The sequence below is a fragment of the Paenibacillus sonchi genome, from assembly GCF_016772475.1.
In the GTDB taxonomy this organism is placed as follows: domain Bacteria; phylum Bacillota; class Bacilli; order Paenibacillales; family Paenibacillaceae; genus Paenibacillus_AQ; species Paenibacillus_AQ sonchi.
Window position 1 is genome coordinate 180,701 of sequence record NZ_CP068596.1, and the last position, 13,305, is coordinate 194,005.

General features: G+C 43.7%; 10 protein-coding genes. 1 reads left to right on the forward strand and 9 read right to left on the reverse strand.

What is annotated here, in order from left to right; genetic code table 11:
• Positions 1-9: 9 nt before the first annotated feature.
• From JI735_RS34375 to JI735_RS34385, 3 genes are all read right to left on the reverse strand, one after another.
• Positions 10-1,956, reverse strand: a complete 1,947-nt coding sequence (locus JI735_RS34375; protein WP_039832816.1) for an ATP-dependent DNA helicase — start codon at positions 1,954-1,956, stop codon at positions 10-12.
• Positions 1,957-2,092: 136 nt separating this feature from the next.
• The gene (locus JI735_RS34380; protein WP_039832817.1) at positions 2,093-2,743 is read right to left on the reverse strand and encodes a hypothetical protein; all 651 of its coding nucleotides are present in this window, start codon (positions 2,741-2,743) and stop codon (positions 2,093-2,095) included.
• An 81-nt stretch (positions 2,744-2,824) separates the two neighbouring features.
• Positions 2,825-3,202, reverse strand: a complete 378-nt coding sequence (locus tag JI735_RS34385; protein WP_039832818.1) for a PadR family transcriptional regulator — start codon at positions 3,200-3,202, stop codon at positions 2,825-2,827.
• Between the two features lie 997 nt (positions 3,203-4,199).
• Here JI735_RS34385 and JI735_RS34390 point away from each other — a divergent pair.
• A complete protein-coding gene (locus tag JI735_RS34390) occupies positions 4,200-4,736 on the forward strand; it encodes a dihydrofolate reductase family protein (protein ID WP_039832820.1) in 537 nt (178 codons plus the stop codon).
• Between the two features lie 921 nt (positions 4,737-5,657).
• Here the strand turns inward: JI735_RS34390 and JI735_RS34395 are convergent.
• From JI735_RS34395 to JI735_RS34420, 6 genes are all read right to left on the reverse strand, one after another.
• Positions 5,658-5,903, reverse strand: coding sequence for a hypothetical protein (locus JI735_RS34395; protein ID WP_202677753.1), 246 nt, complete (start codon positions 5,901-5,903; stop codon positions 5,658-5,660).
• Positions 5,904-6,078: 175 nt separating this feature from the next.
• Positions 6,079-6,498: a hypothetical protein gene (locus tag JI735_RS34400; RefSeq protein ID WP_039832822.1), complete on the reverse strand. Its 420-nt coding sequence runs from the start codon at positions 6,496-6,498 to the stop codon at positions 6,079-6,081.
• A 62-nt stretch (positions 6,499-6,560) separates the two neighbouring features.
• Positions 6,561-6,947 carry a hypothetical protein gene (locus JI735_RS34405; RefSeq protein ID WP_039832823.1) on the reverse strand — a complete coding sequence of 129 codons (387 nt, stop codon included), beginning with the start codon at positions 6,945-6,947 and terminating at the stop codon, positions 6,561-6,563.
• A 250-nt stretch (positions 6,948-7,197) separates the two neighbouring features.
• The gene (locus JI735_RS34410; RefSeq protein ID WP_233476560.1) at positions 7,198-10,629 is read right to left on the reverse strand and encodes a DEAD/DEAH box helicase family protein; all 3,432 of its coding nucleotides are present in this window, start codon (positions 10,627-10,629) and stop codon (positions 7,198-7,200) included.
• A 29-nt stretch (positions 10,630-10,658) separates the two neighbouring features.
• Complete coding sequence (locus tag JI735_RS34415) at positions 10,659-11,699, reverse strand: DUF6094 domain-containing protein (RefSeq protein ID WP_039832826.1); 1,041 nt, start codon at positions 11,697-11,699, stop codon at positions 10,659-10,661.
• A gap of 98 nt (positions 11,700-11,797) precedes the next feature.
• Positions 11,798-12,991, reverse strand: coding sequence for a DNA polymerase III subunit beta (locus JI735_RS34420; protein WP_039832827.1), 1,194 nt, complete (start codon positions 12,989-12,991; stop codon positions 11,798-11,800).
• Positions 12,992-13,305: the final 314 nt, after the last annotated feature.

The following is a 13,305-nucleotide window of genomic DNA, read 5'->3' on the forward strand; positions in this document are numbered from 1 at the left end:
CATCCTTTCTTAACACGGGAGAATATCAACAATGGCTTCAAGTTTTCTGGAATATTTGCATTTCGGAAGATTACGAATGATTCGCCCGCCATAACGTTTGCTATAAATCCGGCTATCTAAAATAATGACAGCTCCTTGGCATTGCATAGAGCGGTTGAGCCGGCCAAATCCCTGTTTCAATTTGACGATCATTTTGGGAAACATAAAATCAAAGAAGCTGCTTCGATTGGCTTTTTGAAGGATCGCCATTTGAGCTTGCGTTAGTGGTTCATCCGGCTGCGGGTAAGGTAGTTTTACAATCACAACGGTAGTAAGCGCATCACCGGCCACATCCACCCCGGTCCAAAAGCTTGTGCAGCCAAGAACGATGGTTCTCGGATTTGCCTTCAGCTGCTCAATGATCTTTTCTCGATCACAACCGGGGAATTGAACAAGTAAATGTATTGACCGCTCGCGGCAGTATATTTCAAGCCTCCTGGCCACCTGGTTCATCATTTCAAAACTTGTAAATAAGACAAGCGTGCGTCCCCCTGTGTACATCAGAACTTCCTTTAGTTTGTTGGGGACGTAGGAGGTGAACTCCGGACTGTTTGGCTCAGGTGCATCGTCGGGGCAAATGATCATCGTTTTTTCCTCATAGTTGAAGGGGCTATCAACTACGATTGATCCGTACTCCTTAACGCCCATTCTGCCGGAAAAGTAGTCGAAGGTTCTTCCCTCCTTTGAGGTCGTGGACATCGTGGCACTTGCCAAGATCACCGGCACTGCACTGAACAAATGCTTGCTTAAAATGACTTTAGGATAGAGGGGAGCGGCATGGAGAACAACGTCTCCTTTCCCCTTTTGGGTAGCCCAGTACGCCCAAGAATCTCTTTCATGCGAACTGATAAAGTCAAGATCATCGTTTCCTTCAAAGATTTTATCCATTAGATCGGAAACCTTTTTCATGTTGAGGCTCTTGATTTTTTCAATGAAGCTCGTGAGCGTACTGCAGACATGGCTCATTTCAATTTTGGAATCTAACAGTTTAAATGCGGTAGAGTTTCCTTCTTCGTCCCTCATTTCTCGTCCGACCTGATCATAGACTTCTGCGAGATCACTTTCAAAGGTTTGGCGGTACTGTGCGAGGGTGAGTTGATTGCCATGATCCAAATCTAAATATCCAGCTCTTGTAAACAAATTCTCAAAAAGATTTTCGAAGCGATGAAGGTCAACTTTTTTTTCAAATACCTTGCAGCAAACATCCTCAATTTCATGAGCCTCGTCAAATATGACGGCATCATACTGCGGAAGAGATCCATTACCCGTTTTCATGCGAATCTTGAGATCATTAAAGAAATAGGCGAAGTTTGTAACAATGATGTGAGAGGAGTACATTTTTTCTTTTAAATCTTCCAATTTGCAATCCCTCGGTTTTACTACGCTTGGGCAAAATGAAGCACTGATCTTGCTCCATAAGTTGTCGTCAATATCAAACCCCATTCCCGTCCGATCTCCGATATGTTCCCGATTGACTATGGAATGAATTTTTCGAATGGTTTTAGCTTCAGGGTCATTACTCTTCAGCTTCTCTTGCCAAAGGGCATCAAGCTTATGATGGCAAACATAATGGTCCTTTCCTTTAACCAGTTGATACTTCAACTGCATCTGTTCCATCAACAAAATCTTAGCGACTCGCGGAAGCTCGATATTGACGATCTGTGTCATCAGTGGAATCGTGTGAGTACAAACAATAACCGTTTTCTTATTAGCGACAGCCCAGCGAGCTGCAGGAACCAGATAGCCTAAAGATTTACCGGTTCCTGTGCCGGCTTCACAAATTAAATGCTGCCCTTGTTCAAGCGCCTCCCCCACTTTTCTGGAGATTGAGATCTGGGGGTTACGCGGGGTATAGCCGGTGACTAACTTAGACAAATGGCCCGCTGTTCCAAAAGCGCGATCAATAAATGCTTCCAACGTTATCCCCTGCCTCATTTCTATCATATATATTAACTAATATATTAATTAATATATATGATAGCAGAAAGAAGGGAGAAATCAATTTTTTTTGACTTCTCCCATTCAGGGTAAATAGCTTTCTAATGGATCGTGATTATTTGATCCGTAATAGGTAATTTGAAATCTCGAATTCGGGAATTTTCCGTTTATGGTGGGCTGGAATGTCATTAAAGCAGTAGATCATTTTATCACGCCTTAGATTGGGAACATGATTTAATAGCTCCCAATCTGCTTGAATTAATGGCTTTGAACATACCAGGCATATATGGCTTGTGAGGGCTCTAGGGTTGGTAGGCGTACTACCATTTGGGGGTTCTGTGGAAAGCAAGTGGCTTAGAGCAGGATTGCTCCCCCACTCTTTCTCAGATGTCTTATGTGGAGCCAAATCTCGCCATCCCATTTGGAAGGAATCAAGAGCTTCAATAAAGGCGCTGTTCATGGCAAGGTCTACTGCATTGATTACTCCAGAAGGGTCTTGCTCAGGATCGCCTTTGATAATGGCCACACCGTAACCGTCCCTGGAATGTTCACCAATGGTGATCGTAACGATAGCCTTAACATATCGGTGGGTAACATTAATGTCCAGCTCCTTAATGACCTTGTTCCACTTGCTCTCCGTAGCGGATTCTAGCCGGTCAGTGTAAACCTGGTTAGGAATATACGGCCGTTTAGATCCCGTAAATTGAACGGTACCAATAGGAAATTCTTCTTTTAACTTTTGAATGATGTCCAAATAATGTTCCAACCTCTTAATGCCTCCTTCCAAAACCGCATAGATCCCTGTTCAATTCATTTTGCAGGTCATCCGGATAAGTCGTCCGCGGTTTTACTCATATTTCAGAATGATCGACTGAAACTTCAGATAAACCTTCAGCGCAAGATCCACTCTCTCCGGCAAATCTCTTAGCAGCTGCTGAAAATACTCTAACCCAGATTCAGTAATTTCGTAATAACGGAAATACCGCTGATCACTATCCCAATAATCAGATACATGACCGAGAGAGGAAAGCTTCCTTAAACGTGTGCTCAAGTAACCATCGTTTACTCCAACGCCATCCAGGGCATGAATAATAGCCTGGTCCATTTGCTTGCCATAGCGCCTACCCTTCTGCAGCTCCGCCAGTACCATAAAATCAATCACTTGCTGCACCTTAACCACATGGCCAAGGGACACATCTTTCTCTGTCGTATTTTGATTCCGCAAATCATCAACTCCTCTCGGCTTTTACTGCCGGCAGCACCTCCACCCGCAGCCTCAAAAGCTGAAGGTAAGCCCCCGCTCCCAGAAGGGGAGGAGAGCCCGGGGCGCTGCACCTTTTATTCCAACTATACCACACCTTACTCTATAACAATATACTTGTTTACATTATACTTGTTATCAAGCATGTGCTTCCCTCCGCCGCAGCTACTACCCATTCTTGTTACTCCAGTCCCTTTTTCGCATCTCTTCCATCCTCACTGTACCTAGAAATGAATCTAGTAACAAAATTCAAATCTTCAACTAGATCCGGATCTATCCATTGGCAAAGTACGTACTTAGTTTGATTCCAAAATTTTATACACTATATCCGGATCAAGCAACGATTTTAAATTGTTTGGGGGCCTGGGGGCGCGCTCCGCGCGAAAAAAAGGTATAAAGGGTTGGACAAATCCATCAAGAAGTAGTTTAAACCGGCGTCGCAGTCATGCCGGGCGTTGCAAATTTGACCCAGAACTGGGTACGCGACACCTGGGGGATTTAAAGAAAGAAAATTGTTGCCCGCTGAAGCGTAGGAGGAGATCGGGTGGTGAAACGAATGATCCCACCATGAGTGTGACTAGGTGCCGGCCGCCGACCCGGTCAGGACTGAGGAGTTAAGAGCAACAGGTGCAGAGCTGCAGGAATGGAAGAGCGGCGGAAATGGGGACAGGAGCGGGACACATACTTGATAACAAGTATATCTATATTAAGTAAGTTTGTTTTGACTGTATTATTTTTTGGGTTATTCTTGCAGGCCGCGGCGCTTCTGATGAATGAGGGCGCATGGTTAAAGCCTGGCGGAAAATTTGTATTCGATCAGGCCTGGACTGTGCACATTAGCAATCCATGAGAAACCGGACATGCTGTTGGATGGTAAAATGTAGACATAAAGGAGAATGCATATGGAACGTGTTGTCTTGGTGATGAATGTGCGAGAAAACGAGGGAGGAGAGTCAAACGCATGGCAAAGATTGTTTTCGCTTTGAACCAGTCTCTGGACGGATTCGTCGACCACGACCACAAGGCATTTCAGCCCGACCCCGTGCTATTCCGTCATTTCATCGACGACGTGAGCGGCCTTGCCGGCTGCCTGTACGGGCGCCGCATGTACGAGACCATGCGGTATTGGGACGGAGACCATTTTGAATGGGATGCGCCGGAAAGGGAATACGCAGCCGCGTGGCAAAGCAAACCGAAGTGGGTGGTGTCGAGGACGTTAAAGTCCGTCGGTCCGAACGCTTCTCTGATCGAGGGCGACCTCACAGCGGCCATACGTGGGCTGAAGGCTCAGTATGAAGGGGAGATTGAAGTTGCCGGGCCGGAGTTGGCCCACAGTATAACGGAGCTCGGTCTCGTTGATGAGTATCGACTCTATCTCCATCCAGTCGTGCTGGGTCACGGCAAGCCGTTCTTCGCCGGTCCGCGGCCGCCGCTGCGCCTCGTGGCAAGCGATCGAATTGGCGAGAAGGTGATCAGATTGACCTACGTTCCAGCTTAGTTGTGCTGTTGACCCAGCAGCCTTAAGGGCACGTTACTTTAATAGGAATTCTCCGGCTGTAGCGGCAGTCAGAGGATCCCTTTTTCTTAATTTGTTCAGTTATGCGAAATGACATAGTATTTATGGAATTTACGATTGACTTAACGGGTACCATAGTTTAACGAACAGGCAGCAATTGTACATTTATCACCCATAAAAGAACTCTCCAAAAGCGGAGATTTCTTACATTTTTGTCCGTGTGTTTGCGGGTGATGTCAGCTACGCTGGTACTACACCATACTTCCAATTCTATTTCCTTCATATTAATTTTAGACAATACAAAAGCCTTTGCTTCTAAAGCGGACTTTAGGCAAAGGCTCTCTGTGAAGATTGTACTGCAGGTACATTTTAATGGGAAATTCAATATATTACTCATTGGGCCACTCCCTATTAATTCTGAACTATTAACTATTTTGTCTGTTCGCCATCAGTTACATTTCATCTACATGTGTTAAGAATGGTTTTGATGGCATCCTCATCCATCTTCCAGGGGAAACTTCCAACCAGTTCGTATGAGCTGGGAAAAACTTAGACCACTTATCTTCATTGTCACAAGAATTACAAAGATATGTTAATACTTGAGAGTTTAAATTCAAAACTTCTTTCAATTCAGTTCCACAGCTACAGTGATATCCGGAAAATCTCAGCTCTGTCGCCAGAGACATCTAAATCACTTCTCTTTCTGGGTTTCCCCTTACTATTATCCCCCATAAAATCTAACCGAACGGCCCTTAGCCTAAGGCTACTTTATAATGGCATCACCACGATATGTCCAAAAATGGAAAATCATATTAGTCTATTCTTTTATTGTAAGAACGAATGCCTCCAAATTGATTTTGACTTAGTTTCCCTTCGATCACTGCATGTTCAACTATAATATGTTTATGCAAAATCTTGAAGGGATTGTGTAGTCGTGTACGATCTGCTCCCCCTACATCTTTTTGCGATACTCTTCAAGAATTCATTAGTTTTTTTCCCAGACGGAAATACATATAAAATAGGCTTCATATTTTTCAATTCTCTGTATCTCCTCCTTGCAAGCAGCTTGCGAGCATCACTATAATCCTTGACGGCTGCTTCCCTCTCTTCTGGTGTCATCAAAATCCAATTAAATTCATCTGCGTACATTCTCACGTGCAGCTTCTCATTCTTTTTTCTTTGTCGCTTCTTCATAGAATCCTCAATTTCGGATGAATGGCACGTTCCAAGTCATGAAAGTCCCATTGGTGTTGTTACTTCTTCACAAAGCCTTACACCGTATTCCTTCTAGCATTTCAGCATTAAATTTCTGATAATTCATCACTCATCTGTCTTCTTTTAACGGTGCATATTTCAGTTTTACATCCATGTCATATTTGTCCTTACATATTGTACATCTACTCTCAATAGTAACCTTAGACTTGAAAAAGACCACATGACGATTATGACTATCACAGAGGTAACGATATTTCTTTGGCTTCAATTTTTGCCCAGGCTTCTTTTTCTTTTGTGCTTCATTATCTGTAGTGATCTTTTCTTGTCTAAGAATAAAATGCGCACATAGGTGAGCAGCTGTTTTATCATTAACATAGGTTTGGCGGCCATTAGATATTTTAGCTATAATTCGGCACATACCCTTCTGGTAATGCTTACAGTTCGAACAGTGTTTCGATCCTGGATCTATCTTCTTAGGACGTTTAATAATTGTACCCATTGATACACCAAAGTGCCCTTTGTGTCCCAAAATATGCCTCCCTATGAATAAATTCCACTCCAATTCAAAAACCAAATTTACATAGAATCCTTCTATTCAATATTATTTATGCATGATTCATCTTCCTTCGAGCGAATATCCTCAGAACGTTTAACGAAAAATTCGACTGCCCATTCTTCAAGGGATATCCCGTGATTATGAATAAAATCGACACTCTCATCGCCGCCATCATAGATGTGTAGCTCCTGGTCAGCTTCTTCGTCTACAATCTGTTTATTTGGAAGTTTCCCATAATTATATTCATTGGGAATGGCACGCAGTAAGCGTACATACTCCCCTGACATAGCACAAGCAGCTCCAATTGCCGTGTTGTTTATATTCTCTGCAGTGATTGCTCCGTATATCGCGCAATGGGTAAGTTCGGTATTCATTTTTTCACACAACCGGCAGGTAGGGTAAATTTTTGGTTTTGTAGTCATTGTTAACTCATTCCTCTCTAAGATTTGGAAGTATCATACAACGTAAATGGAGAATCTCCAAATATATTTTTTGGCTTTCTGAGTTTTCACATGGAATACGATTTGTATTTTTTCTTAAATAACCCTCTCAGCTCCATTAAAACCACAAGGTATCTAATTAATTAAATAATATATTAACGTAAATCACTCTATTATGAAAGATCTCACACAAAACAAAAAAGAAGAAGGCGCGCCGGCCTTCTTCTTTGGTTTAAAAATTAAATGCAAGTTGTCCTTCAGTAACCCGGAGAGATTTTTTAGTTTTCTCGCGTGCTGAACCAGTAATTACATGCACTTCCTTCTGCCATTCTTTCACTTTCTCTTCCGGCTGAACCGGCATGTTTGTCAGTGCAAATAGCCAGCGACGGAATTCAACTTCTCTTCTAGGTGCCTTTGCCGGCTCCCACACAAGTTCAGTCGTACTCAAGAAAAGGTCTTGTGAGATTGATAAACCATCAATCCCCTTATCAATATGAGCCACAACAAAGTCAAGCTGCTGATGGAACCGATGATGTAAATCATCTGGAACAGTGGCCGAGATCCAGGAGGACAATACTTCCTCTTTAGTAACCCCAGTATATGTCTCTACTTGAATTTCCTCAGCGGCCTCCAATATTTCGGGTTCCTGATTATTGATCTGAATCAGCTCAGAAGCATCAATACTCATTTTCCCCCAGATTGATTCAGCGCTCTCTACCCCTTCTATTTTATTCCCTACAAACCGTTTTGCGAGCTCATTGGCTAGACTGCCGCCTGAGCTATCCGTCAAAGCCGTAAGACCTTCTTCGCTGAATTGTCCTTCAAGTGCCATAGCCGCACTCATTTTGGCTGCCATTAAGTTGATGGCAAGCTCCTGCATGGTGTTCTTATACCCGCAATATACCGTTTCGCAGAGGTTTTTCTGCCCTATGCGCCAGTGCCGGCGCCCCGCTTGCCGGACAATAGTAAGTCGATAACCAGTTTGATAGAAGAACAGTGAGGAAAAAGAGAGTAGATCAAGCCCAGTAGACACTAAAATTGGATTACAAAGTAACACTTGGATGCCCTCACGTTCTCTCTGCTCAATCCATTCTTCTCGCTCAGCAGACTTAACATTTGAATCAAGAACCGCAGTCTTAATGCCCCGTTCGTTCAGTAATTGCTGAAGCCGCTGTAGTGTTCCTAATTTTCCGGTGAATGTAGCAAAAACGGCCACCTTCCGGCCGGCTTTAATCCGGGCACGTACATACTTTATCAGTTGAAGTTCCTTTGGATAGAGAACTCTTTCGCTCAACCTGTAATGAGGAGGCACAATTTCTCTTCCGGTGTCGGGATGATATACTCCATTAAAGTTAAACGGAATATCCGGATAACTGAGGAGTGTGTTTACCAGACTTCCGAGGAGAACTGATTGCCCCCCATTTTCAAGTTCATTTTGAACAGCACGTCGAAGTAATTTCTCTACTACAGATAGGCTTCGTTCCATATACCACTCTGGTGCCACTAGCCGCATGATTTTCGTCAGAGTTCGCTTCTTCTGTCCAGGGTTCCGTTCTCTCCGTACACTGCTGGATACAAACTTTCTGTCTCCAGCCATCGGAACAAACATCGGTCCTTCACTTAGCTTGGGCAGTACTTCAAACATGTCAGACATTTGGATGAAACAAGCGACATCACTTAGCATATCTGTAAACAACTGCGGAGCTGCAGCTGGCAGTTCCTTAATACTTCCACGCTTGGAGCCATTACTTGAACTATTCAGAGCGGTATCTTCTTTTTTAGTTTTTGTAACTCGCTCCCGGATGCCATATAGATCGATCCAGCGTCCGACCTCTCCCCAAACAAAACCATTGTCTTTCATTCGCTTGGGAAACATACGAAAAAATAACTCAAATAAGTTGCTAGCGTAGCCATTCCCCAAGGTCCCGGTCATTGCCAAGGTATATCTAGCGCAGCCCATTAGAACATGAAAAGCATGGGCTTGCGCGCTACCACCGGTTAGCTCGTGACATTCATCCCCAATTGCGATATCAAACTTATTCTTGAAATACCGCTTGAAGAGGTCAGCAGGTGAAACCTTCCGGGGAGCTCCGCCATCCATTGCACGGGATTTCCCGGAATAACTACTTTTGTTTTTATTTTTGGCTTGCCATAAAGCACAGCCACATTCACGATACTCATCTTGCTCTGGATCCGGATGTTTATATAGCCGTACATGATTGGAGCAGCGTAAATTATATCTGCGCCGGGTAGGTTTTCCATGCTTATTAAGAAAGGAATCATACTCCATCGGAACCAAGCTATCATTCTCTTCCTTCATTAACTGGCCGCCGCAATCTGGACAAACCCAGCCTTGAAAATGTGTTTTTTCATAGCCCTTCTTTTCGGAGAAGTACGTACGATCTACCCATTTCGCAGCGGGTTCATAGATATAGCCTAATTTTGCGGTATCCCTCGCTATGATATAGACTTCCATTTTTTGCGGTTTCCGATTAAACTTACGGCTATTACGTAAATGGAGTACATCCTCAAAATGATGCAAATACGTAATTTCGAAGACTGATTTACTGAGCAAGTGCTCGATTTCCCGTTTCGTTTTTTTGGTCAGATGATTGGGCACCATGTAAATCACACGGCCGCATCCATTTAGCAGTTCAGCTGCTAGTGCAAACCAGACAGCAATTGACATGCTCGTTTTACCCGTGCCCATTTCACCTATCAACAGCTGTCTTCGTTGTTTTTTAAACCCTTTAAGCAGAGCTGTTGTCACATGTGCCTGTGCTTTGAACAATGGGCGTTTGATCTCATTTAAGATTTTAAGTGGTTCGTCTTTCCCTGGATGATGGACAGGGATGTATTCTTCATTTAAGCGGCGAATTAGATCCGCGCCGAATAAATTAAGGTAATCACCGATGGTTTCGATTCCGCCAAGGGTATTCCTTTCCTCAGCCCGTTCGTCAACTTGTGGTCCATCATGCAGCATTTGAAAGCTGCTGTTACGTTTCTCCTGTAGCTCTACTCCCAAATCAGTTTTCCCCTTCACAGGATTTTCAGTTAAGTGAATGTTCCCATTCACCAAACCTTTGGAGAGATAATCCTCCAGGATCTCTTCTGGCGCCAGTAAATCATAGGCAGATAAGAGGGGGAAATCACCGGTGAAGTCATGGACAGTTAAAGGAGTAAGAAGCTTGTCTTGTTTTAACTGAGAAATGATATATGGAATCCATTCTTGGAGCATGGGCGTTTCATAATGGGCTTCGATGGCCCAAAAGAGTTTTTCTTCAAAGTTTCCATCCCAAGCTAAGATCGTTAATCCATCTCCACTACGAAATAAAATTTGCTCACTGACGATAAGGCCAGACACGAGGGTTTCATTCTCCCGTTGAGATTGGCACTTATACCCTCCTGCAGGCCGAACCGACCAGGATGATTTGTCATAGTTCTTCTCTCCAATTCTTGGTGCATGTGTTAGACTAAAGTACACGTCCTCCGCTTTTCGGAGATGGCTAAACTGTGCAAATACAGCCTGAACCCTCGAATCAATGTCGATTACGTTTGCATATACCAGCTCTGTTTTTTTCTTTTCCTCATTCAACCGAGTGATGATTAAAGGGGTATGGACCTTTACGTATACATCTTTATGTTTAAACTCCATATGTTTCATTCTTGATGATCTCCTTTAGGACTAGCCTCTTAATTTTCAATCTTTCGTATATTGCCAAAGCGGTCTATCAGCTTAAATGTAATCTTAAAGACCTCTTTTTCCGTTTCCACCACTTCGTTCCCAATCGTCTCTGTGCTTACTTGAAGCTCCTTCTTCACAATTCCTTTAAGCACATGAAGAAGATAACCGCTCCCAACCTTTCCGTTCAGTCGGCCGCTGGCCATCCGCAGTACTCGGTGCATCTCCTTATCAGGCAAAAGAGGCTGCAGCTTCGCCGCGGGCTTCTTTGGCGTCGTCCAGAGCATCCCTTTATGAGTTAATGCTGACTCCTGGATCACTGCACGCAGCTGGTCCACATCCATTCGCATCGAACGAAAGTATTTGGGTGCTACGTTTCCAGGCTGAACTTTATATAACGGCTCATCACTGACAGGTAGTCGTTGCAAATGGTTTTCTTCATCCATTAAATCAAGGATCTGCAGCACCAGGTTCCGATCAATATATTTCTCCCTCCGCTTCCGTCCAATCGTATAGACCTGTTGGTAAGTATCATCGTGAGACTGGAAGATTCGGATATCATCAAGGTTCGCCACCAACAAGGTCACAATATCCTTCTTCATCCATCTTCTCGGAATGTTATAAATCAGAATCCCATCAGTAGAAACATAGGGCAGCAACTGCCGTAAAAAACGTTTTTCTTTACGCTCAACTTTCGACTCCAGCGTTTCACTGTCTCTATCATAGGGGGGATTCAAATAACAGAGCCGAAAGGTATCCTTGTTCATCCGGCATTCTTCATATCCGCCATACAAGGCAAAGTCTACACGCTCGCGTAATTCCAAGTACTTCTCTTCATTGGGTTCGATCCCAAACGTAACTGCTGTTGATTCTTTAGCTAAGGTTTCGATTGCACGCCCGCTGCCGGCACAGAAATCGACGATGGAGAATGGTGTATTCGGAAATTGCAGCAAGCTTCGTAAACAGACCAAGTCTTCTTCGATGGTCTCGTAATTGCCCATGCGGATCTTGTTATTGGCAATCCGATTAAACATTCCTTTGAGGTCATTCATAGGTGTATCCTCTCTCCGGGCAAAAGAAAAGAAGAGATGCTTACCGCTCTCTTCTCTTTCATCCCTATTCAAATTTTTAGTAACTCCGTACTCGCAGTTTATACACAAGGCAACAGAATGGCCAATACCGAAGGATCGCCTTCAAGCGTCACATAGCCGGGATTGCGTTGGCCAGTCAAGCGCAGTTGAATGATATCTACTGTCGGATCACCCATGAGTAAAGTTTCTTTTAAAAATTCCCCATTGAACTTCATCACGGGGTATTCTCCTTCCTCAACAACCGCATTCGGGATCTCTTCACGTACTTCATTATCCTCGGATGCCTTATGAACAATAAACTCACCTGCAGCATTGACTTCAAGCGTAATTCGATTATTCTCGGTTTTAAGGCTTAATGCACGATATAATGTCTCACTCATTTCCTTTCTGGAAAAACTAACCATTTTACCTTGGTCAGCTGCATTCAGAGTGCGCTGCAGATCCGGAAAATTAGCCTCAAGCAATTTTCCGAAATACACAAAGCTCGAGTTACGTAGGATCAAATAGTTATGTGTCATTCCCAGCTCATATTCTTCAGTACTCTTCGCTCCCTTAAAAGAATCAACGATTCTTTTAAAGTTCTTCGCCGGAACGATTCCTGAAGAAAACGAATCCGGATCCATGATGGCTACATCTGACACAAAGTTAAAGATCCGGTGTCGATCAGTTGCAGAGAAAGCCAGCCTTCCATCGCAGCAGTGTATATGAATGCCCAGCAAGGCTGGTGTACTTTCTTCCATCGAGGCAAACAATGTACCTATAGAAGACCGTCTCAAGGTTTCATACGGGATGGATAGCTGCTCTACCGACTCCATGCTTGGCAAGGCTGGATATTGCTCAGCATCTAATATCCGCACCATCGCTGTTCGATTGGCCCCATAGGTGATCAGTAGGGTTGAATCTTGTTGCTCCAAAGTGAGCGTTTTTCGTGGGAGCCGCTTAATCAGTTCAATTCCTTCTTTGGCAGGGAACAAATAAGATCCGTTTACTCCTGCAACGTTCTTGACGTCAAGCTGGTATAGTAGCGACTGCGTAACATCAGTGGCCGTAACAAATAGCGTCTCATTGATCAGATCGAATTTTATCGATTGAAGAATCGGCATAGCAGCGCCAGATTTGGGGATAATGCCCTCACAAACAGTCAAAATCGACATGAGACTTGCCTGGCTTACTTCAAACGTTATTCCCCTGCCAGTGATGTTTTCCTCTTCGTGGTCCATTCCGTAAGTTCTCTCATCCAAAAGTGTTCCCATGATGTATTTCCTCCCATTTTCCGCACAAAAAAGCCATGAAAACTAAAAAGAACATACCTGTGGTATGTACTTTTGTCTCCATGGCTGTATCTTGTACGCCTGTTATTTTTGTCCGATCTGGACGCCCGCCTTACTGCTGAAGAAGTAGCAGCAGTAAAAATTCTTAGATGTATCGGAATAAGGCTATTATAGCAAGAAGTATTTCACACAACAAGGATATGAAAAAAACTCTTCTCGTCCCCAATGTTACCCTTGATTTTGTCAGAAAAACCAGCGAATTATTCTAAGAATCTGTCATCAAACTGAGACTAAGC